The organism is Pseudomonas sp. Y39-6 (assembly GCF_023651955.1).
GTDB lineage: Bacteria > Pseudomonadota > Gammaproteobacteria > Pseudomonadales > Pseudomonadaceae > Aquipseudomonas > Aquipseudomonas veronii.
On the sequence record NZ_CP069594.1, the window covers coordinates 6736754 to 6759110 of the forward strand.

Annotated in this window: 20 protein-coding genes; 7 read left to right on the forward strand and 13 right to left on the reverse strand. The window is 62.3% G+C overall.

Annotation, left to right across the window (positions count from 1 at the left end):
- The first annotated feature begins 4 nt into the window (after positions 1 to 4).
- From JN756_RS30820 to JN756_RS30830, 3 genes are read left to right on the forward strand one after another with little or no spacing between them, the layout of a single operon-like run.
- Positions 5 to 673, forward strand: coding sequence for an amino acid ABC transporter permease (locus JN756_RS30820; protein ID WP_046381687.1), 669 nt, complete (start codon positions 5 to 7; stop codon positions 671 to 673).
- The gene (locus JN756_RS30825) at positions 670 to 1320 is read left to right on the forward strand and encodes an amino acid ABC transporter permease (RefSeq protein ID WP_046381686.1); all 651 of its coding nucleotides are present in this window, start codon (positions 670 to 672) and stop codon (positions 1318 to 1320) included. The genes JN756_RS30820 and JN756_RS30825 overlap by 4 nt, the downstream gene beginning before the upstream one ends.
- Entirely contained in the window at positions 1307 to 2044 is a 738-nt protein-coding gene (locus JN756_RS30830; protein ID WP_017845136.1) for an amino acid ABC transporter ATP-binding protein, read from the forward strand. The genes JN756_RS30825 and JN756_RS30830 overlap by 14 nt, the downstream gene beginning before the upstream one ends.
- On the opposite strand, the gene JN756_RS30835 is transcribed toward JN756_RS30830, so the two are convergent.
- The 4 genes from JN756_RS30835 to JN756_RS30850 form a co-directional block, all read right to left on the reverse strand.
- The gene (locus JN756_RS30835) at positions 2016 to 2564 is read right to left on the reverse strand and encodes a DUF1120 domain-containing protein (RefSeq protein WP_108524830.1); all 549 of its coding nucleotides are present in this window, start codon (positions 2562 to 2564) and stop codon (positions 2016 to 2018) included. The genes JN756_RS30830 and JN756_RS30835 overlap by 29 nt on opposite strands.
- Complete coding sequence (locus tag JN756_RS30840) at positions 2554 to 5055, reverse strand: fimbria/pilus outer membrane usher protein (RefSeq protein WP_201021635.1); 2502 nt, start codon at positions 5053 to 5055, stop codon at positions 2554 to 2556. Before JN756_RS30840 ends, JN756_RS30835 begins: the two co-directional genes overlap by 11 nt.
- A 7-nt stretch (positions 5056 to 5062) precedes the next feature.
- Positions 5063 to 5779, reverse strand: a complete 717-nt coding sequence (locus JN756_RS30845; protein WP_206614658.1) for a fimbria/pilus chaperone family protein — start codon at positions 5777 to 5779, stop codon at positions 5063 to 5065.
- A gap of 106 nt (positions 5780 to 5885) precedes the next feature.
- Positions 5886 to 6545 (reverse strand): DUF1120 domain-containing protein, encoded by a 660-nt coding sequence (locus JN756_RS30850; RefSeq protein WP_046381682.1) that lies wholly within the window; start codon positions 6543 to 6545, stop codon positions 5886 to 5888.
- Between the two features lie 481 nt (positions 6546 to 7026).
- Between JN756_RS30850 and ppx the strand changes: the two genes are divergently transcribed.
- Entirely contained in the window at positions 7027 to 8529 is a 1503-nt protein-coding gene (gene ppx, locus JN756_RS30855) for an exopolyphosphatase (protein ID WP_017845141.1), read from the forward strand.
- A 134-nt stretch (positions 8530 to 8663) separates the two neighbouring features.
- Here the strand turns inward: ppx and ppk1 are convergent, their stop codons facing one another.
- Positions 8664 to 10889, reverse strand: coding sequence for a polyphosphate kinase 1 (gene ppk1, locus JN756_RS30860; RefSeq protein WP_046381681.1), 2226 nt, complete (start codon positions 10887 to 10889; stop codon positions 8664 to 8666).
- 18 nt (positions 10890 to 10907) lie between these two features.
- Entirely contained in the window at positions 10908 to 11921 is a 1014-nt protein-coding gene (gene hemB, locus JN756_RS30865; RefSeq protein ID WP_057003998.1) for a porphobilinogen synthase, read from the reverse strand.
- A 207-nt stretch (positions 11922 to 12128) separates the two neighbouring features.
- Here hemB and JN756_RS30870 point away from each other — a divergent pair, with 207 nt between their 5' ends.
- Positions 12129 to 12776, forward strand: coding sequence for a DedA family protein (locus tag JN756_RS30870; RefSeq protein ID WP_017845144.1), 648 nt, complete (start codon positions 12129 to 12131; stop codon positions 12774 to 12776).
- Here JN756_RS30870 and JN756_RS30875 read toward each other — a convergent pair.
- On the reverse strand, positions 12757 to 13992 hold the full coding sequence (locus JN756_RS30875; protein WP_046381679.1) for a sterol desaturase family protein: 1236 nt from the start codon (positions 13990 to 13992) through the stop codon (positions 12757 to 12759). The two genes, JN756_RS30870 and JN756_RS30875, sit on opposite strands and share 20 nt — an antisense overlap.
- A gap of 115 nt (positions 13993 to 14107) precedes the next feature.
- Here JN756_RS30875 and elbB point away from each other — a divergent pair, with 115 nt between their 5' ends.
- Positions 14108 to 14773: an isoprenoid biosynthesis glyoxalase ElbB gene (elbB, locus tag JN756_RS30880; protein WP_079444912.1), complete on the forward strand. Its 666-nt coding sequence runs from the start codon at positions 14108 to 14110 to the stop codon at positions 14771 to 14773.
- On the opposite strand, the gene JN756_RS30885 is transcribed toward elbB, so the two are convergent.
- From JN756_RS30885 to JN756_RS30905, 5 genes are all read right to left on the reverse strand, one after another.
- Positions 14770 to 15225 carry a YaiI/YqxD family protein gene (locus tag JN756_RS30885; protein WP_017845147.1) on the reverse strand — a complete coding sequence of 152 codons (456 nt, stop codon included), beginning with the start codon at positions 15223 to 15225 and terminating at the stop codon, positions 14770 to 14772. The genes elbB and JN756_RS30885 overlap by 4 nt on opposite strands.
- A 2-nt stretch (positions 15226 to 15227) precedes the next feature.
- The gene (locus JN756_RS30890) at positions 15228 to 17123 is read right to left on the reverse strand and encodes an FTR1 family protein (RefSeq protein WP_046381677.1); all 1896 of its coding nucleotides are present in this window, start codon (positions 17121 to 17123) and stop codon (positions 15228 to 15230) included.
- Between the two features lie 294 nt (positions 17124 to 17417).
- Entirely contained in the window at positions 17418 to 18050 is a 633-nt protein-coding gene (locus JN756_RS30895) for a LysE family transporter (RefSeq protein ID WP_026139801.1), read from the reverse strand.
- 88 nt (positions 18051 to 18138) lie between these two features.
- Positions 18139 to 18711, reverse strand: coding sequence for a mechanosensitive ion channel family protein (locus tag JN756_RS30900; protein WP_046381676.1), 573 nt, complete (start codon positions 18709 to 18711; stop codon positions 18139 to 18141).
- Positions 18711 to 20621: an ATP-binding cassette domain-containing protein gene (locus tag JN756_RS30905; protein ID WP_017845151.1), complete on the reverse strand. Its 1911-nt coding sequence runs from the start codon at positions 20619 to 20621 to the stop codon at positions 18711 to 18713. The genes JN756_RS30900 and JN756_RS30905 overlap by 1 nt, the downstream gene beginning before the upstream one ends.
- A gap of 50 nt (positions 20622 to 20671) precedes the next feature.
- Between JN756_RS30905 and JN756_RS30910 the strand changes: the two genes are divergently transcribed.
- Positions 20672 to 21136 carry a TIGR02444 family protein gene (locus JN756_RS30910; RefSeq protein WP_104904263.1) on the forward strand — a complete coding sequence of 155 codons (465 nt, stop codon included), beginning with the start codon at positions 20672 to 20674 and terminating at the stop codon, positions 21134 to 21136.
- Here the strand turns inward: JN756_RS30910 and JN756_RS30915 are convergent.
- Positions 21133 to 22200 carry an AlgP family protein gene (locus tag JN756_RS30915; protein WP_128192382.1) on the reverse strand — a complete coding sequence of 356 codons (1068 nt, stop codon included), beginning with the start codon at positions 22198 to 22200 and terminating at the stop codon, positions 21133 to 21135. The genes JN756_RS30910 and JN756_RS30915 overlap by 4 nt on opposite strands.
- Positions 22201 to 22357: the final 157 nt, after the last annotated feature.

Genomic DNA, 22357 nt, shown 5'->3' on the forward strand with positions numbered 1-22357 from the left:
ATTCATGGCCTATCAATTCGACTTTGTGCCGGTGCTGGCCAATACCGACCTGCTGTTGCGCGGCGCCCTGTTCACCCTTGAACTGACGGCGATCGGCGCAATCCTGGGGGTGGCCCTGGGCACCGTCGGCGCAGTGGTGCGGGCGTGGAAAATCCAGCCGTTCGCCTGGTTCTTCGGGGTGTATGTCGAGTTGATCCGCAACACGCCATTTCTGGTGCAGTTGTTTTTCATCTTCTTCGGCCTGCCCTCCCTGGGGCTGAAAATCACCGAGTGGCAAGCGGCGGTATTGGCGATGGTGATCAACCTGGGCGCCTATTCCACCGAGATCATCCGCGCCGGCATCCAGGCGATCCCCAGTGGTCAGCTGGAGGCTGCCGCCGCCCTGGCGATGACGCGCTTCGAGGCGTTCCGCCATGTGGTGCTGCTGCCGGCGCTGGGCAAGGTGTGGCCGGCCCTGAGCAGCCAGATCATCATTGTGATGCTCGGCTCGGCGGTGTGTTCGCAGATCGCCACCGAAGAGCTGAGTTTTGCCGCCAACTTCATCCAGTCGCGCAACTTCCGCGCCTTTGAGACCTATGCCCTGACCACCCTGGTGTACCTGTGCATGGCGTTGATGATTCGCCAGTTGCTCAACTGGATCGGCCGCCGGTTTGTGATGAGGAACAGCCGATGAGTGATTTTTCCTTCTGGGACATCGTGCGCAACCTGCTCGTCGGCCTGCAATGGACACTGTTGCTGTCGCTGGTGGCGTTTGTGGGCGGTGGCCTGATCGGCCTGCTGGTGATGACGATGCGTATCAGCCGCAAAGCCTTCCCGCGCAATGTCGCCCGCACCTATATCGAACTGTTCCAGGGCACGCCGCTGTTGATGCAGCTGTTCCTGGTGTTTTTCGGCGTCGCCCTGCTCGGGGTGGATATCTCGCCCTGGCTGGCGGCGGCGATTGCCTTGACCTTGTTTACCAGCGCCTACCTCGCCGAGATCTGGCGCGGCTGCGTCGACTCCATCGCCCACGGGCAGTGGGAAGCCTCGGCCAGCCTGGCCCTGAGCCCGCTGGAACAGCTGCGCTACGTGATCCTGCCCCAGGCCCTGCGGATTGCCGTGGCGCCTACCGTGGGGTTCTCGGTGCAAGTGGTCAAAGGCACCGCGGTGACCTCGATCATCGGCTTCACCGAACTGACCAAGACCGGCGGCATGCTCGCCAACGCCACGTTCGAGCCCTTTATGGTCTACGGGCTGGTGGCCCTCGGTTACTTCCTGCTCTGCTACCCCTTGTCCCTCAGTGCGCGCTACCTGGAAAGGAGACTGCATGCCTCTGCTTAGAATTTCCGCCCTGCATAAGTATTACGGCGATCACCATGTGCTCAAGGGCATCGACTTGACCGTTGAAGAAGGCCAGGTCGTCGCGATCATCGGCCGCAGCGGCTCGGGCAAGTCGACCTTGCTGCGCACCCTCAATGGCCTGGAGTCGATCAACGACGGCGTGATCGAAGTCGACGGCGAATACCTCGACGCCGCCCGCGCCGACCTGCGCAGCCTGCGGCAGAAAGTCGGCATGGTGTTCCAGCAGTTCAACCTGTTCCCGCACCTGACGGTGGGCGAAAACGTCATGCTCGCGCCGCAGGTGGTACAGAAAGTGCCCAAGGCCAAGGCCGCCCAGTTGGCGCGGCAGATGCTGGAACGGGTCGGCCTGGGCGAGAAGTTCGACGCCTTCCCTGATCGCCTGTCCGGTGGCCAGCAACAACGCGTCGCGATAGCCCGCGCCCTGGCCATGTCGCCCAAAGTACTGCTGTGCGACGAGATCACCTCGGCGCTGGACCCGGAACTGGTCAATGAAGTGCTTAGCGTGGTGCGCCAACTGGCCAAGGACGGCATGACCCTGATCATGGTGACCCACGAAATGCGTTTCGCCCGCGAAGTCGGGGACAAACTGGTGTTCATGCACCAGGGCAAGGTGCATGAAGTGGGCCCGCCCCAGGCGCTGTTCGCCAACCCCCGCACCCCCGAACTGGCCAACTTCATCGGCTCGGTGGGGCAGCCGGGCTGACCAGCTCGAAGGTGCCCCGCCCCTCCAGCCGCGTTTCATCGCGGACCTGCAGGGCATCGGAAGGCAGGTCGATATCGACATCGACCTGGGCCGTCAGGCGCTGGCCGACCAGCGCTTGACCTGCTGCGCGTGCCACCAGGACCTGGCCCGGCAACAACGCCCCGCTGACGGTTTCACCGGGCAAGTGCGCCACCCCCCACTCGACGGCGCGCCCATCGACCTGGGCATGCTTGAGACTCAGGCGCATACGCCCCTGGCGGTCAAACCGGAAACCTTGCCCATCCGCCGCACCGATGAAGCGCAACGCTATCATCGAAGGCTGCGTACACACGACGTTCAGGTGCAGCGTGCGGGTGCCGAGGACCACGGAGGTACTTTGGACAACGGCCTCCCTGCGAATGACGCCATAGTCGAGGCGCGGCTGGCTCACGGACAACCGGCAGTTTTCAGCGCGCACGCCCTGGGCCATCAACAACGCGCAGAACAGGACGACGCCCGCGCTTCTCCACTTAGCGGCCATGGCACACCGCCGTCGTGGTCTCATAGAACTTGTCATGGTCAGGCTGGGTTCCGGGGTCAAGGCTCAGTTGGCAGGTGGAAGAGTCCGGCAACGAAACCCGCAGGCTTTGCGACTCATTGACGTCATTCAGGAAAATCATGCCTTCGCCCACCACGCTGGTGAGGAAGCGGCCATCCTGGCCGAACACCGACGCGCCCTGGGGCAACGGCTGACCGTGCTGATCGCTGGCGGTGAGCAACACGCGGCGCACTGTCACCACATCGAACGCGACGGTATTGAAGGACCCGCGACCGGCGGCGAGCACCTGGGTGCCGTTCTTCAGGTCAACCCGCCTGGGCAACGACTGCGTCTGCACTTCGACGCGGCTGTTGGCATACGCGGGCAAGCCGGCAATCACGGCCTGCCCGGTGAAGTCGGTCCACACCGGCCCCTGGGGGGTTTCGACTTTCGCGGAGCCGATATCCCCCACGGAGACGATGCCGAACGTGTCCTGCACGGGATAGGGCGAGAAGGTCAGGCCGTTTTCGTGCGCGACGATGCCGCCTTGCAGTTGCCCCGTATAACCGGTGCCCTGGGCATCTCGGCTGACGCCCAGGCCGACGCGGGTGTAGCGCGGCAGCAGGTCCACATGGCCGCGAACCGCTTGTTCGCGGGCGCTGAGGTCGCGCTCGACACCCACCTCGTAATTCACATAGTCATTGACCCGTTCGCTGAGTGCCGTGCCAGCGCGGGACTGGTGACCACGCCGGCTGACGTAGCTGTTCACACGACGATCACCGCCCAGCGGCACGCTGATCTGCAACCGTACCGACAGATCATTGTCCACCGTGCTATCGCGCCGGCCGGCGGCAACGCTGGCGTCACGCCGTGGCCGCGTGCCGCCCACCTGCGAGTCGGCGATCAAAGCGACATCGACGTGACTGAACGACTTGTTCCACGAAGCAAATACGTGCTCGGCCGTTTGCCGGTCAAATTGCGCGCTGCGCGAATAACCCAGGGAGAACACGCCCAAGGTTGGATCGGCCCAGCTCATGCCCGCCGTGTACTGGTTCTTGAAGCGCGAACCCAACTCGTCGGCCTTGAACGAGCGGCCCGCTTCAAGCACCTCGCGATACCCCCGGGTCTGGGTGGTGGCGCTGAAGTTGACGTCTATATTGGCGTAGACCGGGCTGCTCGCGGACACGCTGCTACGCGAACCCGACACCGCGTTACGGCCGTCTCGGGACACATTGTGGCGAGCGCCAACCGCAACCCGTTGGAAAAAGACGCTGCTCAGGGTGCCGCCTGCCGACCAGTATTCATCGGTGCTCAATAAGCCAAACCCCGCCGACGAATCACGCCCCAGGCCCCAGGTGCCGCTGCCCATGGCGACCACCGGCGACGGCGCCTGCGCGTCGTTGTTTTCGCGCACCTTGCCGAGCGAAAAATAATAGCCAGGCACCGCCGGGGCTGCCCCCGCGAACGAAGCCGCCGGCACCACGAAACTGCGCTTGGCGCCGCGTACATCGATCACGCTGACTTCGAGGTCGCTGGTGCCATTGAGCAAAGGCAACCGGGTCAGCCGGAAGGGGCCTTCGGGCACCAGCGTGCTATGGATCAGCACGCCAGACTGGCGCACTTCAATCCGCGACTGACTCTGGGCCAGCCCCTCGACCACCGCATTATTGCCGCCCGCCGGCACCCGCGACTGGCCATCGGGGGAAAACTGCACACCGGACAACTGGATGCCGCCAAACAGCGGATTGTTGCTGGAGAGCTGGCCCACCTGGAACGTCGATCGCAGCGCGGCCAGATCCCGCTGGGCGAAGGCGTACAGGTGTTCGGTGCGCGCGTCGCCATTGTCGGACACATAGAATTGGCGGCTGCGGACAATCCAGTCGCCCAGGTTGAAGCCTGCTTCGGTGTAGGCCGACACGAACCGGCTGGACTCACTGCGCGAACGGTTGTCGAAACCCAGCACGTCATAGTTGAACATCGCCGCTGCGCCACCCTGGGCAAAGTCCCCGGCCTCCCACTGGGGTTCACGCAATGACTGGGTCGGCACCACCAGTGCCACCTCATCGATGCCGGGCCGGAGCCGAACCATCGTCGTCGGGAAGGCGCCCAGAAAGTCATGGCAGGCCTGGTCCGGTGACACGCCTTTGCGGACAACGGCGCGGGGCTGCACCAACCCGGCTTTCTCGAGCAAGCCCGGGGTGAAACACAATTGCCCCTGTGCGTCGAACCGCGCATCGACTGACCCGAGCGGGTTCCCGTTGACCCGCAGCCCCACCACCTGGACGCCTTCGCGAAAACGCGCCGCACTGCGGAAGTAGTCGGAGACCTTCGGGTCAATACCGTGGGTGGTCAGTGCCGCGAGGTCGAAACCCTCGCCCAACTCCAGAGCTGGAGCCAGGCCGGGCAAGCTCCACAGGGTCGCAAACCCGATGAGCAGCGTGGGGCGGCGAGACCGGATGGAAACCGCAGGCGTATTACTCGACAGGTTTTTCATAAGCCGCTCAACCCCCATCGGTACTGATCGGGGCGCGGTAGCTGTCCACCGAAAACCCATAGACCGTGGCGGGCTGGATCTCGACTTCGGCCAAGCCGTCCAATGTTCCGTCAACCTTCGCCGTCAACGCCTCCCCCGGCAAAATGTAAGCACGCGGCAACGTCGCCAGAACCCGTTGGGGCAGCAACTGCACCTCCGGCGCCAGGCGCACCACATAAGCACTGTCGTTGTGAACAGCGAGCCTCTCTCCTGCCCGCCGCCACTTCAGCAGCTCCCAGGGCGTGTGATGTTGAGGCAAGCCTTTGGGGTGCAGGATCAGCGGCAGATTCTGCCGAAGGGTGATACCGATGGTCGCACCCCCTGCGGCACGCGCCTGCGGAATACCCTCGAAGGACACACGCTTCAAGCGCTGGGTCTTCAGCGGTGCTTCCAAGGTGCTGATGAAACGCACCAACTGGGTTTCACCGGGTTCCACACGCGCAATAGGCGGCGTGACAATCAATAGGGGCTCTACGTCTTCGGGCACGTTCAGTACGACTGAATGAAGCAGCGCCGGCCCCGAATCGGTGTTCTTGATATTTATCGTGGCCTCGCCTTGTTCCTCATAAAGAACCACAACCGAGGTTTCCGGCAACATTCCGTCCGCCAATACCATGCCGGTAAAACACAGGCACACACTTGCACACAACAACAGCAGATTATTTATTACTGAAAGACTACGCACTCAGTGTTCCCCGCAGACCATGAAGTTGGCAATTGATAGCCAAGCACCCACATGAAAACAGCCGATCAGAACGCGTGCGTTCTTTGATCGGCTGTATTTCAGCCGCTTAGAGGTAAACCAAAGTAAGCGTTGCGCGACCATCAAGAGTAACGTCGCGAGCCAGGTTCAAGTCTTGGCCTTTGTTGATCACGGCCCGTACTGCAATAGTCCCGGTCAGTTGAGAGAGTTCGGCCGGAATGAGCGAAGTGCCACTGCGCCACGAAGATTGGTTAGGCGATTTCGCGACTTTGCCATCACTGCTCTGCCAGGCCGCGCCTTCGCCGACACGTGTAATAGCCGTCAGCGTTTTGCTCGGCGACCTGAGGTCCCTGAGCGTAACCGCATAGCCACCGGTATTTTTGCCAGCGACCGAACCCAAGCCGAAGTTATGCACCTCGGTATAGCCTGCGCCAAGGGCACTGAGGATACCCGTTACCCTGCTGCCGGCCTGCAGGTCGGTGAATGTCAGCCCGAACGGAGCGCTGCCGGTGCCGCAATTGACGGACAGGGGCGTGGTCATTTCCCGAAGCGGGTTGAACGCCGTCTGGGAGAGTTGGCCCGAAGGAATATCGCCGTAATTGATAATGCCGCCGCCAGTCATGCTCAGGTTGCAGGCAGCGGGTTTGATCGTGCCCCTGACGACCAGTTCGGCACTGGTGGATGCGTTAGCACTGATGGCCGCAGCCAGGCAAGCGAGACCGAGAGTCAATCCAACAATTTTTTTCATATTCGACCTGTCACTGAAAGTTATCAGGCGTTCTTTATTTATCTCTCGGCAAGTCCAGCGCCAAACGGCTTATTTCTCCGGACCTGCACGACTATAAATAAATAACACCCAGGCAATATTGCCGGATGACAGTCTGTCGCTTTGGCACTTCATTAAAGAATCAGATAACACATCAGTTAGTGTGGGAGCCGTAAAAACAAAGAGTCGCCTTTACCCGACCGCGAGGTAGTCCTAAACAAAAAAACCAAAGGAACATCAACAAGCACTCTGTAGGGAAAATCATAAAAAGCTTTACAACAACAACTAGTTAAAAACTCCTACAAAACTAAAACCCCATTCATTGGATATTTAGAAACCCACCCTACATTTCCCACAAGAATTCCTCGCAGACACCCTTAGGAAAATTACCGGAGCGCTACGCGTTGGCTCCAGCGGTCGATCGTGGCACGATGGTCAGGTTATCGACCGAGACCCTCTAACCATGCCGCAATCCCAAGCCAAGAATCTGTCCCTGATCGCCGCCATCGACCTGGGCTCCAACAGCTTTCATATGGTCGTGGCCAAGGCCCAGAACGGCGAAATCCGCATCCTTGAGCGGCTAGGCGAAAAAGTCCAACTGGCTGCCGGAATCGACGACGCGCGCCAGCTCAATGAAGAATCCATGCAGCGCGGGCTCGATTGCCTCAAGCGGTTTGCCCAGTTGATCAACGGCATGCCCCCGGGTGCTGTGCGAATCGTCGGCACCAACGCGTTGCGCGAAGCCCGTAACCGGGGCGAATTCATCCGCCGCGCCGAGGAGATCCTCGGGCACCCGGTGGAAGTCATCTCCGGACGCGAAGAAGCGCGCCTGATCTACCTCGGCGTGTCCCACACCCTGGCCGACACCCCCGGCAAGCGCCTGGTGGCGGACATCGGCGGCGGCAGTACCGAATTCATCATCGGCCAGCGCTTCGAGCCGCTGCTGCGCGAAAGCCTGCAGATGGGCTGCGTCAGCTATACCCAGCGTTATTTCAAGGACGGCAAGATCACCCCGGCGCGTTATGCCCAGGCCTACACGGCGGCGCGGCTGGAGATCATGAGCATCGAGCACGCCCTGCATCGCCTGTCGTGGGATGAAGCGATCGGCTCGTCCGGCACCATCCGCGCCATCGGCCTGGCCTTGAAAGCCGGCGGCCATGGCACCGGCGAGGTCAACGCCGAAGGCCTGGCGTGGCTCAAGCGCAAGCTGTTCAAGCTGGGAGATGCCGAAAAAATCGACTTCGATGGTATCAAGCCCGACCGCCGCACGATTTTCCCGGCGGGCCTGGCGATTCTCGAAGCGATCTTCGACGCCCTCGAACTGCAACGCATGGACCACTGCGACGGCGCCCTGCGCGAAGGCGTGCTTTACGACCTGCTCGGCCGTCATCACCATGAGGACGTGCGTGAGCGCACCCTCAGCTCGTTGATGGAGCGCTATCACGCCGATCTGGAACAAGCGGCCCGCGTGGAACGCAAAGCCCTGCATGCCTTCGACCAGGTGGCCGCGGACTGGGACCTGGAAGACGGTGTATGGCGCGAACTGCTGGGCTGGGCGGCCAAGGTGCATGAAGTGGGCCTGGATATCGCCCACTACCATTACCACAAGCACGGCGCCTACCTGATCGAGCACTCCGACCTGGCTGGTTTCTCCCGGGAAGACCAGCAGATGCTCGCGCTGCTGGTACGCGGCCATCGCCGCAATATCCCCAAGGACAAGTTCGCCGAATTCGGTGACGAAGGCATCAAGCTGATCCGCCTGTGCGTGCTGCTGCGCTTTGCGATCCTGTTCCACCACATCCGTGGCACCCAGGAAATGCCCCAGGTGACCCTGCGCGCCAGCGGCGACAGCCTCGACGTGGTGTTCCCGGAAGGCTGGCTGGAGGAAAACCAGCTGACCCAGGCGGACTTCGCCCAGGAAGCGGAGTGGCTGACGCGGGTGGGGTTCAGCCTGAACGTGCGCTAAAGAACACCGAAAATACATGTGGGAGGGGCGGTGCGACGATTCGACTTGCCCCCGATGGCGGTGTGTCAGTCACTTGGTACTTTGACTGAACCATCGCCATCGGGGGCAAGCCCCCTCCCACATTATTAGGTCGGTTAATTCACCGCGAGAATCGGGCTACCCAGCCTTTCCAGCAAGGTGGCCTGGGCGCTGCGCGGGTTCTGGTTGCCGGTCGGCGTGTTGCGCACGTAGCGGCCGTCCGACTGCAGGCTCCAGCTGTGGGTGTTATCGGTGAGATAACTTTCCAGCTCTTTCTTGACCCGCATGATCAGCTTCTTGCCTTCCACCGGGAAGCACGTCTCCACACGCTTGTCGAGGTTGCGCTCCATCCAGTCGGCGCTGGAGAGGTACATCTGCTCCTCCCCGCCGTTGAGGAAGTAGAACACCCGCGTGTGCTCCAGGAACCGCCCGATGATCGAGCGCACATGGATGTTGTGCGAGACCCCGGCGATGCCCGGCCGCAGGCAGCACATGCCGCGTACCACCAGGTCGATACGCACGCCGGACTGGCTGGCCTTGTACAGCGCGCGGATGATCTTCGGATCGGTCAGCGAGTTGAACTTGGCGATGATGTGCGCCGGTTTGCCGTCGAGCGCGAACTGGGTCTCGCGGGCGATCATGTCGAGCATGCCCTTCTTCAGGGTGAACGGCGCATGCAGCAGCTTCTTCATGCGCAACGTCTTACCCATGCCGATCAACTGGCTGAACAACTTGCCGACGTCTTCACACAAGGCGTCGTCGGAGGTCAGCAGGCTGTAGTCGGTGTAGAGCTTGGCGTTACCGGCGTGATAGTTGCCGGTGCCCAAGTGCGCGTAACGCACGATCTCACCGGCTTCGCGGCGCAGGATCAGCATCATCTTGGCGTGGGTCTTGAACCCGACCACACCGTAGATCACCACCGCGCCGGCCGCTTGCAGGCGACTGGCCAGTTGCAGGTTGGACTCTTCGTCGAAGCGCGCGCGCAGTTCGATCACCGCGGTGACTTCCTTGCCGTTACGCGCAGCGTCCACCAGGGCGTCGACGATCTCCGAGTTGGCGCCGCTGCGGTACAGGGTCTGGCGCACGGCGAGTACATGCGGGTCCTTGGCGGCCTGGCGCAACAGGTCGACCACCGGGGTGAAGGACTCGAACGGGTGCAGCAACAGGATGTCCTGCTTGCTGACCACGCTGAAAATGTTTTCGCTGTTTTGCAGCAGTTTCGGGATCTGCGGCGTGAACGGCGTGTATTGCAGCTCCGGGTGGCTGTCCAGGCCGGTGATGCTGAACAGACGCGTCAAGTTGACCGGGCCGTTGACCTGGTACAGCTCGCTCTCACCGAGGTTGAACTGCTTGAGCAGGTAGTCCGACAGATGTTTCGGGCAGGTGTCGGCCACTTCCAGACGCACCGCATCGCCGTAGCGCCGCGAGAACAGCTCGCCGCGCAGGGCGCGGGCCAAGTCTTCGACGTCTTCGGAGTCCAGCGCCAGGTCGGCGTTACGGGTCAGGCGGAACTGGTAGCAGCCCTTGACCTTCATGCCCTGGAACAGGTCATCGGCGTGCGCGTGGATCATCGACGACAGGAATACATAGTTATCGCCAGCGCCCCCCACCTCTTCCGGTACCTTGATGATCCGTGGCAGCAGACGCGGTGCCGGGATGATCGCCAGGCCGGAATCGCGACCGAAGGCGTCGATACCTTCAAGCTCAACGATGAAGTTCAGGCTCTTGTTGACCAGCAACGGGAACGGGTGAGTCGGGTCGAGACCGATCGGCGTGATGATCGGCGCGATCTCGTCGCGGAAGTAGCGACGCACCCAGGTCTTGATCTTGGTGGTCCAGTGGCGACGACGGATGAAGCGGACCTGATGTTTTTCCAGTTCCGGCAGCAGGATGTCGTTGAGGATCGCGTATTGGCGATCCACATGCCCGTGTACCAGTTCGCTGATGCGCGCCAGGGCTTGATGCGGTTGCAGGCCATCGGCGCCGGCTTGTTCACGGGCGAAGGTGATCTGCTTCTTGAGGCCGGCGACGCGGATCTCGAAGAACTCGTCCAGGTTGCTGGAGAAAATCAGCAGGAATTTCAGGCGTTCCAGCAACGGATAGGACTCATCCAGCGCCTGTTCCAGCACGCGGATGTTGAATTGCAGTTGTGACAACTCACGGTGAATGTACAGGCTGCTGTCATCCAGGTTGGTCACCACGGCAGGCGCTGGCGCCGGGGCCGGCGCTTCGGCGACCACCACCGGCGGCGCCGGCTCCGGCACCGGCGGGGTCTCGGCGACGGATTCGACCACCGGGTGGGCGTCTTTTACGGCAACTTCTGAGAGTCCTTCGGTATTCATCGAGTGTTCCTGTGAGGGCTATTGTTGCTCTCTAAGCAATTGGGCAGCGCGGGCGGCGAAGTAGGTCAGAATGCCATCAGCGCCAGCACGTTTAAAGGCTGTCAGGGATTCGAGGATCACCCCTTCACTCAACCAACCATTCTGGATCGCGGCCATGTGCATGGCGTATTCACCGCTGACCTGATAGACAAAGGTCGGCACCTTGAATTCCTCTTTGACCCGATAAAGGATGTCCAGGTAAGGCATCCCGGGCTTGACCATCACCATGTCGGCGCCTTCGGCCAGGTCGGCGGCCACTTCGTGCAGGGCTTCATGGCTGTTGGCCGGGTCCATCTGGTACGAGGCTTTGTTGGCCTTGCCCAGGTTCAGGGCCGAGCCCACCGCATCGCGGAACGGACCATAGTAGGCACTGGCGTATTTGGCCGAGTAGGCCATGATCCGCACATTGACGTGGCCGGCCAGCTCCAGGGCTTCGCGGATCGCCTGGATGCGGCCGTCCATCATGTCCGACGGCGCGACCACCTGGGCCCCGGCGGCGGCATGAGACAAGGCTTGCTTGACCAGCGCGTCGACGGTGATGTCGTTCTGCACGTAGCCGTCTTCATCCAGGATGCCATCCTGCCCGTGGGTGGTGAACGGGTCCAGGGCCACATCGGTGATCACCCCCAATTCCGGGAAGCGCTCACGCAACGCACGGGTGGCGCGCTGGGCGATCCCTTGCGGGTTCCAGGCTTCGGCGGCATCGAGGGACTTGAGTTCAGCAGGCGTGACAGGGAACAGCGCCAGCGCCGGAATCCCCAACTCGACCCAGTTCGCCGCCTCTTCCAGCAGCAAATCAATGGTCAAGCGCTCGACACCCGGCATCGACGCCACGGCTTCCCGACGGTTTTCCCCGTCCAGCACAAAGACCGGCAGGATCAGATCGTTCGTGGTCAGTACGTTTTCACGGACCAGACGGCGAGAGAAATCATCACGACGGTTGCGACGCAGACGGGTCGCGGGAAACAGGCGATTGGCAGGGGTAAAGCTCACGACAGACTCCTGAGCCCGCGTTTACGGGCGAGTGTTGCAGTTATAAGCGGCCATTATGACGAAGGTATGACAGTTGTGCTTAACGATGCGACCTGTAGTCGCATTCGGCGTTTCTGTAGGAATTGTTCACTTCGTGACACATCTCGATACTTTCACGAATGATCGCGAAGGCGTAGGCTGCGCGTTCATTTCGCCAGCACCCAGACCATGCTTCAACAATTTCTGCATGACTTCGGCTACTTTGCCCTCTTCCTCGGGACGTTCTTCGAAGGCGAGACCATACTCGTTCTCGCAGGCTTCCTGGCGTTCCGTGGGTACATGGATATCAACCTGGTGGTGGTCGTTGCTTTTTTTGGCAGCTACGCCGGCGACCAGCTTTGGTATTACATGGGGCGCAAGCACGGCCGCAAACTGTTGGCACGTAAACCGCGCTGGCAATTGATGGGCGACAAAGCCCTGGAACATATCCGCAAGCACCCGGATATCTGGGTGTTGAGCTTCCGCTTTGTCTACGGATTGCGCACGGTGATGCCCGTGGCGATTGGCCTGTCCGGCTATCCGCCCTTGCGCTACCTGTTACTCAACGGTATTGGCGCGGCGGTCTGGGCGGCGGCACTCGGCGCGGCGGCGTACCATTTCGGCGCGGTGCTGGAAGGCATGCTGGGCAGCATCAAGAAGTACGAGCTGTGGGTGCTGGGTGCGTTGTTACTGCTGGGCCTGGTTCTCTGGCTGCGGCGGCGGTTCAAGAACGCGCGCATCGCCCGTCAAGCCTGTGCCGACGCCAAGGCCCGACTGGCGGCCGCACAACTGAGTGAGACCAGCCCGGCCGAGCCGCCTAAGACGCCAGTCGAGTAAGCCGACCTCGGCAGCAGTAGAGGCCAATCAGGCTCAGCAAGCTGTAGCTCAACAGGCCTGGCCAGCCCAGGTGGCTGGCCGGCCAAAGCCCGACCAGCGGCGCCAGCCATACCAGCGGCACATTCAGGCCCAGGCGCACCAGTTCCGCCTTCAACGCCCACGGGCGGTTCTCCAGGGCGACGCCCAGGCTGAACAGACCCAACGCCATTGCACTCCAGCCCAGCACCAACGCCGCCGTGGGCAGCCCTTCGCCGACGTTCATCAGATAACTGCCAAACCCCACATACACCGCGAATTGCAGGGCGACGTACACCTGTTGCCGCGTATCCAGCGGCACCTCGAATTTGCGGAACTGGCTCAAGTCCGGCTTGGTCAACGGGTAGTTGGCCTTCACGTCGGCCGGCCGCCAGCCGGTACGCATGAACCAGATGCGCAGCTTGTCCCAACGGCTTTGCGTGCGCCGCGCGTCACTCCACAACTGCGCATAGAACTGCAGGTTGGCCCACAGCGGGTTCCAACTGGCCAAGGGGGTGGTGACGCCAAAGATCACCGGCTCGTTTTCGTCTTCCTCCTGAAACGAGCCAAACAGCCGGTCCCAAATAATGAACACCCCGCCGTAGTTGCGATCCATGTAGAGAGCGTTCTGTGCATGGTGGGCCCGATGATTGGACGGGGTGACGAAGAACCACTCGAACCAGCCGAGCTTGGGCACATGGCGGGTGTGGACCCAGAATTGATACAACAGGTTGAGCGAAGCGACGCTGATGAACACCACCAGCGGCACGCCGAGCACGGCCAGAGGCAGATAGAAGATCCAGCTCAGCAGAAAGCCGGTGCTGGTCTGGCGCAAGGCGGTGGTGAGGTTGTAGTCCTCGCTCTGGTGATGCACCGAATGCGCGGCCCACAGGATATTGCGCTCGTGACCGCAGCGATGCAGCCAGTAATAGCAGAAGTCGTAGAACACAAAGGCGAACACCCAGGTCCAGACGCTCTCGGCCGACAGCTCGATCAGCGCCAGGTGCTTGAGGGCGAATGCGTAGGTCAGCAATCCCACGCCCTTGGTCAGCAGCCCGGTGGTGGTGGACAGCACGCCAGTGCTGAGGCTGTTGATGGCATCCGCCACCCGATAATTGCGCGCGCCGCGCCAACGGTCGACGAGCAGTTCAACCACGATCAAGGCGATGAAAAACGGTACCGCGTAAGGCACGAAGTCCATGGGCTAGTCCGGTCTGTTTTTATTGCATCAAGATTAGGGGCTGCGGCGAGAGTTCCCATTGGCAACAGATGACAAATTAGTAGACATTTAACGCCATGAATCAGGAGAAATGCCCATGAGCAAAAAGATTGCAGTGATCCTTTCCGGCTGTGGCGTGTACGACGGTGCAGAAATCCACGAAAGCGTGATCACCCTGCTGCGCCTGGATCAGCGCGGCGCTCAGGTCCAATGCTTTGCACCCGACATCGCGCAGTTGCACGTGATCAACCACCTCACGGGCGAAGAAATGCCCGAGTCGCGCAATGTGCTGGTGGAATCCGCCCGCATTGCCCGGGGCGACGTGAAAGACATTCGTGAAGCCAACGCCGAGGATTTCGACGCGCTGATCGTGCCTGGCGGGTTTGGCGCGGCGAAGAACCTGTCGAACTTTGCCAGCGCAGGCGCCGGTTGCAGCCTCAACCCGCAGGTATTGGCGCTGGCCGAAGCCTTTGTCGAAGCGGGCAAGCCGCTGGGACTGATCTGCATCTCGCCGGCCCTGGCCGCGAAGATCTATGGCCCGGGAGTGACCTGCACCATCGGCAACGATGCCGACACCGCCGCCGCGCTGGACAAGATGGGCGCCCACCACCAGGCATGCGCGGTGGACGATATCGTCGAAGACACCGCGCGCAAGCTGGTCAGCACTCCCGCCTATATGCTCGGCAAGAACATCAGCGAAGTTGCGTCAGGCATCAACAAGCTGGTGGATCGGGTGCTGGAGTTGACCCACGAAAACGATTAACCGGCCCGCATCAAGCGTGTGAGCAGGCGGTCGAGTGCGTTGGCGAACGCTTGCTTGTCCTTTTCCCCATGGGGCGGTGGACCACCGCCCATCTGGCCTTGCTCGCGCAGATCGGTGAACAGGTTACGCACCGCCAGCCGCTCACTCATGTTCTGCGGGCTGAATTCCTTGCCGCGCGGGTCGAGGGCCGTCACGCCGTTCTTCACCAGGCGGTCGGCCAGGGGCACGTCGCTGCAGATCACCAGTTCACCGGGCACCGCGTGCTCCACCAGGTAGTCATCCGCCGCGTCCGGGCCGCTGGGCACCACGATCAGCTTAACGCAGGCGAAGGCCGGCTTGATCTGGCTCTGCCCGGCCACCAGCACCACCTCGAACTGACGCTTGAGGGCGAACTTCACCACCTGGTCCTTGGCCGCGCGCGGGCAGGCATCGGCGTCGATCCACACGCGCATGCTTATGCCGCCAGCCGGCGCTTGTCGGCGATCCGACTGCGGCCATACATCACCATAATCGCCAGGATCGCCACCACCTGCGCACTCAGCGAGTAGGCATCGGCGTGGATACCCAGCCAGTCGAAGTCAAAGAACGCCACCGGCCGCGTGCCGAAGATGCCGGCTTCCTGCAACGCCTTCACGCCGTGCCCGGCGAACACCACCGACAACGCACACAGCAGCGCCGCGTTGATCCCGAAGAACAGCGCCAATGGCAGCTTCGCCGAACCGCGCAGGATCACCCACGCCAGGCCCACCAACAGCACCAGCGCCGTGGCGCCACCCCCCAGCACGGCGTTGTGCCCGGCCGGGCCGGCTTGCAACCACAGGGTTTCATAGAACAGGATCACTTCGAACAGCTCGCGGTACACCGAGAAGAACGCCAGCAGCGCGAAGCCGAAACGGCCACCGCCGCCCACCAGGCTGCTCTTGATGTAGTCCTGCCAGGCCGCTGCGTGGCGCCGGTCATGCATCCACACGCCGAGCCACAGCACCATCACACTGGCAAACAACGCCGTGCAACCTTCGAGCAATTCGCGCTGGGCGCCGCTCACATCGATCACATAGGCGGCCAACGCCCAGGTGGCCAAGCCGGCCAACAAGGCCAGGCCCCAGCCGACATGGACGCCGCGCACCGCCGATTCCTGGCCGGTGTTACGCAGGAAGGCGAGGACCGCCGCCAGCACCAGGATCGCTTCCAGACCTTCGCGCAGCAGGATCAGCAAGCCTGAGATAAAGCTCAACGACCAGCTCAGGCCATCGCCACCCAACAAGCCGGCAGATTCGGTGAGCTTGCCCTTGGCGGCATCCAGGCGCTGCTGCACCTGTTCGAGCGGCAAGCCGTCCTGCAACGACTGCCGATAGGCCATCAGGGCCTTCTCGGTGTCTTTGCGCACGTTGGCGTTGACGTTGTCCAGGGAGCTTTCCACCAGCTCGAACCCTTCCAGATACGCCGCTACCGACAGGTCGTAGGCTTGCTCATGGTCACCGCTGCGGAACGCCGCAAGGCTCTTGTCGAGGGTCGCGGCGGTGTAGTCGAGCAACTGCGCCGGGCCGCGCTTGACCTGCGGCGGCTGGGCACGCTGGGCGCGGAACGTCGCAGCAGCGGCCGGGCCGTTGGCGGCCAACACTTCATTGGGGGTCTGGCGGGCCAGGTCGGCGAGGTTGAACGGTTGCGCGCTTTTCGCGGCAGCCGGGTCGGCCGTGAAGCCGGCGATGTAGGTGGCCAGGTCCCAGCGCTGGCGGTCGTCCAGTTGGTCGGCGAAGGACGGCATGTCCGTGCCTTCGACACCCAGGCCCAGCGTGTTGTAGATCGCATAGAGGCTCAGGCGGTCCAGGCGCTCCGCGTTCTGCAGGTTCGCTGGCGGCGGCGTCATGCCGACGCCCGCCGGGCCATCACCGGCGCCGGCCGTGCCGTGGCAGACCGAGCAGTGCTGGGCATACAGTGGTGCGCCGCGGGTCGGGTCGGGCGTAATCGCCGGGGCCTGGCTGACTTCATACGCCGCCGCCAGCTTGGCGCCCAACTGCCGGGACTGGCGGGCCACGCTGGCACCATCCTGACGAGCGGTCACGGCCGCGACCAATTCATCGACCCCTTTGACCAATTCCGCGCGCTCGGGCTTGGACGGCAGCTCAGCCACCAGGCCCTGCAATACCCCCAGAAATTCCACCTGCTCACGGTATTCCGATTCATCGACGACCTTGCCCGCCGCTACCGTCGGCGGATAGTCCGCGCCGATGTAGTCCAGCAAATGCAGGGCTTTCGTGGCGCCCTCGGCAGGCGCGGCCAACAGATTGAAGCTGCACGACATCAACGCCGGCAATAGCAGCCAGGCGAGAAAACGGAAGGGGGCAGTCATGAACGAATCTCAAAGGGAAATACGAAGTAACACATTGTTGAGCTTTATGAGATTTGACTCAAGGTGTAAGTGATTTGTATTTTGAGTAACAGAGCAGATTGAGCTGTAGCAATGACGCCACGCCCGACGATTCTGCGCTGCCCCCAACGCGCACAGGCAACGCAAAAACAATGTGGGAGCGGGCTTGCTCGCGATAGCAGTGGGTCAGCCGACTGACTCGGTGACTGACACTCCACTATCGCGAGCAAGCCCGCTCCCACATTGTCGATTCGGTTTCTTCAGCCCGGTCCGGGTTCAAGCCGTCGCGCGATGCAAGCTGGCGAGGAAGCCCGCAGCCCCCACGAACAACCCGGCAAACGTGCGGTTCATGCGTTTTTGCTGCTTGGGCGTGCGCAACAGGCGCAAGACTTTCGACGCCAGGCCGGTATAGCCCGCCATCACGATCATATCGACGCTGATCATCGTCGCGCCGAGGATCAGGTATTGGATCAGCAGCGGCGCCTGCGGGTTCACGAACTGCGGCAGCACCGCGAGCATGAACACCAACGCTTTGGGGTTGCTGGCGTTGACCAGAAAGCCACGGAACATCATCGCCATCGGCTTGCCGATCGGCCGTACTGCGGCGTCATCGGTCATGTCCATGGGCAACGCGCGCCATTGCTTGACGGCCAGGTACACCAGGTACGCCACGCCAAACCATTTGATCGCATAGAACGCGGTGGACGACGCCGCCAGAATGGCTCCCAAGCCGCCGGCGACCACGGCGATCTGCATCGCCAGGCCGATTTGCAGGCCGATGGCGTTCCAGTAACCGCGCAGGAAACCGTATTGCAAGCCACTGGACATCGAGGCGATGGCGCCTGCGCCAGGAGAAAGGGAAATGATCCAACTAGCGAGGAAAAAAGCCAGCCATGTGTCGAGTGCCATTGCACACCTCAGCAGCGAGTTTGCGGTTGTGCCTTAAGCTAACGCTGCCGACCGAAGGCTGGCTATAGTTTTTTGCAAGATGTGAACGCTAGCGCTGGCCCGGGAGGACAGCACTGTCGCGCCAGCGGCGCACCGAGCGTTGGAAGAACAGGCTATTGGGCACCTGCACCGTCACGCCGCCGGTCCCCGCCTCTTCCACTTCGATCAGCGTGGTGTAAAGCAGGTTGATCGCCACTACCCGGCCTTTGACGCCGGGCTTGTCGACGGTGTCCACCAGCTCGACCACATCACCGAGGCGGAACGGCCCGACGGTGAAGATCAGGATCGCGCACAACAGGTTGGACAACACCGACCACATGGCGAAAAACGCCACCGCCGCCACCGCGACAAACCCCGACAGCGCGGTCCACAACACCGTGGCGGACACGCCCAGGCGCTCCAGCACGAAGATCAGCGCACTGCCCATGATCAGCCAGCGCAAGCCGCCACGCAGCGGCATCAACAGCTGCGGCGGGAAGGGGTAGTGCTCGCCGAGGCGAGTCAGGCCTTTGGCGACAAACCGCTGGGTCAGGTAGCCGGCCAGCAGGATCAGCAGGATTTGCACGCCGATCCACACGGGGGCGACCCATTGCGCCGGCAGCGGCAGTTGCAGCGCGTCCATCAGGACAGCGCCTCCAGCTCCGCTTGCAGGCTTTCGAGCAGTTCGAGGGCTTCCATCCAGCTTTCCTCCAACTGCCCTTCACGGACCTTGAGCTTGGCCTGCTCGGCCAGCAGATCGCGCAGTTCATCCTTGCGCGCGGCTTCGTACACGGCACTGTCGCCCAGGCTGGTTTCGATCTTGGCCAGGCGCTCGTGGACCTTGCCCAACTCGGCTTCCAGCTTGTCGGCTTCGCGCTTGTGCGGCGCCAACTGCTGACGCAGGGCGGCAGCGGCCTGGCGCTGGGCCTTCTTGTCGGTTTTGTCCGGGTTGACCGGGGTGTTGCTGGTCGGCGCGTTGCGCAGGCGGTATTCCGTCAGCCAGCGCGCGTAGTCGTCGAGGTCGCCGTCGAACTCTTCGACTTTGCCGTCGGCCACCAGCAGGAAGTTGTCGGTGGTACTCTTGAGCAAGTGGCGATCGTGAGACACCACCAGTACCGCACCGCTGAACTCCTGCAAGGCCATGGTCAGCGCCAGGCGCATTTCCAGGTCGAGGTGGTTGGTCGGTTCGTCGAGCAGCAACAGGTTCGGCCGGTCCCAGGCGATCAACGCCAGGGCCAGGCGGGCTTTTTCGCCGCCGGAGAAATTCAGCACCGGCTCATCGATGCGCGCGCCACGGAAGTCGAAGCCGCCGAGGAAGTCGCGCAGGGGCTGCTCGCGTTCGGTCGGCGCCAGGCGCTGCAGGTGCAGCAACGGGCTGGCCTTGGCGTCCAGGGAGTCCAACTGATGCTGGGCGAAGTAGCCGACCACCAGGTTCTCGCCACGGGTCAGGCGCCCGGCCAGGGGTTGCAGCTCGCCCGACAGGTTCTTGATCAGCGTCGACTTGCCCGCGCCGTTCGGCCCGAGCAGGCCAATGCGCGCGCCCGGCGTGAGTTGCAGCTTGACCTTCTCGAGGATGGTTTTCTCGCCATAGCCCAGGCGGGCATCGGACAGGTCGAGCAACGGGCTGGAGATCTTCACCGACTCGCGGAACACGAAATCGAAAGGCGAATCGACGTGGGCCGCCGACAGTTCTTCCATGCGCTCCAGCGCCTTGATCCGGCTCTGGGCCTGGCGGGCCTTGGTGGCCTGGGCCTTGAACCGGGCGATGTAGCTTTCCATGTGCGCGCGCTGCGCCTGCTGCTTCTCGAACGCCTGCTGTTGCTGGGCCAGGCGTTCGGCGCGGGCGCGTTCGAATGCGGTGTAGCCGCCACGGTAGAGGGTGATTTTCTTCTGTTCGACGTGGGCGATGTTGTCGACCACGGCGTCGAGGAAATCCCGGTCGTGGGAAATCAGCAGCAAGGTGCCCTGGTAGCTCTTGAGGAAATCCTCCAGCCACAGGATCGCATCGAGGTCCAAGTGGTTGGTCGGTTCGTCGAGCAGCAACAGGTCCGAGGGGCACATCAGTGCCTGGGCCAGGTTCAGGCGCATGCGCCAGCCGCCGGAGAAGTCGGCGACCGGGCGGTCCATCTGTTCGTTGGTAAAGCCAAGGCCGGCGAGCATCTTGCGCGCACGGGCGTCGGCGGTGTAGCCGTCAGCGCTGTCCAGTTCCGCGTGCAGGCGGGCTTGAGCGGCGCCGTCCTGGGCTTTCTCGGCCGCGGCCAGGTCGTGTTGCACCTGGCGCAGACGCAGGTCGCCATCGAGCACGTAGTCGATCGCGATGCGGTCCAGGGTGTCGATCTCCTGGCGCATATGGGCGATGCGCCAGTCGGCCGGCAGCAAGCAGTCCCCGGAGTCCGGGGTCAGCTCACCCAGCAACAGGGCGAACAACGTGGATTTGCCGGCGCCGTTGGCACCGATCAGGCCGGCTTTGTGACCGGCGTGCAGGGTCAGCTCGGCGTCTTCGAGAAGACGTTGCGGGCCACGCTGTAATGTTAGGCTTTGAAGTCGGATCATAATGGCGGCGGAGTCTACCAGCTTCGTTGGCCGCTGGCTTGGGTGTGAATATGTGCGCTGACCTGTGGAGCTTTGCCCTCTCGACTTACGCCCGCCCGGGCGTCGAGGCTGCGTGCCTGCGAGTGCAGGAACAAGGCGCGGATGTGTGCCTGTTGCTCTGCGGGGCGTGGCTGGAACAGCGGGGCGTGGCGCTGACGCGTGAACGCGCGCTGGCGCTGAGGCATATCGCCGAGCCCTGGCAATCGCAGGTGGTTGAACCGTTGCGACAGGTACGCCGGCAATGGCGGGCCGTGGCGCAGCAGGATGCGCCCTTGGCGGCGTTACGGGAGCGGGTCAAAGCCCTGGAGCTGGACGCGGAACGCGAGTTGCTGGCGCGCCTGGAAACGCTGGCAACGACATGGCTGACAGGCGAGGCGATGGGTCAACGATGGTTGGAAGGCCTGGCGGCTGAGGGAGCCGCCAACCTTGACCACGACGCGCTGCAGCAGCTGCGCGTCGCAGTCACCGGCACTTAGGAAGCGCTGGTTGGAGTGCTGTTGCTTGGCGCGACCGACGCAGGGGTGCTGGTCGATGCGCTTGGCGCTGCTGGGGTAGCAACCGATGCTGCCGGGGTGGCTGGCTTGGCCGGTGCTGGTTTTGCAGCAGCAGCTTTAGCCACTGGCTTGGCGGCTGGTTTTGCAGCAGCGGCTTTAACCACTGGCTTGGCAGCTGGTTTGGCAGCAGCGGCTTTAACCACTGGCTTGGCAGCTGGTTTGGCAGCAGCGGCTTTAGCCACTGGCTTGGCAGCTGGTTTTGCAGCAGCAGTTTTGGCAACTGGCTTGGCGGCCGGTTTTGCAGCAGCGGCTTTAGCAACTGGTTTGGCAGCGGGTTTTGCAGCAGCGGCTTTAGCCACTGGCTTGGCGGCTGGTTTGGCAGCGGCCGTTTTGGCAGCTGGCTTGGCAGCCGGTTTTACAGCAGCGGCTTTAGCGGCTGGCTTGGCGGCTGGTTTGGCAGCAACGGCTTTAGCCACTGGCTTGGCGGCTGGTTTTGCAGCAGCCGTTTTGGCAGCTGGCTTGGCGGCCGGTTTTGCAGCAGCGGTCTTGGCAACTGGCTTGGCAGCTGGTTTTGCAGCAACAGTCTTGGCAGCTGGCTTGGCGGCGGCCTTAGCCGGCGCTTTGGCGGCAACGGCTTTTGCCGGTGTACGAGCGCCCAGCACTTTCGATACAGCTTCCTTCACACGACCAACGCCCTGGGCCAGTTTCAGGCTTTCTTGAGCATCTTTTTTGAGTTGGGAAATGTAGGTGCGGGTTTCGGCTTGGCGATCCTTGAGGGCGTCCAGCAGGTCCTCAAGTTCTTTGACTGCGTCTTTGGCTTTGGCTTGAGCCTTGGCTTTGCCGGCAGTGGCGGCGTCTTGCAATTTGGTGCGGGACTTATGCAGTTTTTCTTGCGCTTTACCGCGTTGTTTTTCCAACTTGGCGAGCAGTTTTTCTGCATCAGCCAAGGCTTGGGAACACGCGCTTTCCAAATGTTCGAGCAGACTGCCCGAGAGTTGTTGGAGTAAGTGCAACGGGGTATTTACAGGCTTCTGTTTGGCCGACATGGTTTACCTCCTGGCTGACGTGGGTGCGGCTCATACTAGCCCTCTGCTCTTACCGCCGCTAGGGCATGTTGACAGTATCGTTTGCCTTGCGTTGCACCGTGCGAAAAATCTTATCGATATAACGAAAAACCACGCCACTTTTTACCCTCTCACACTG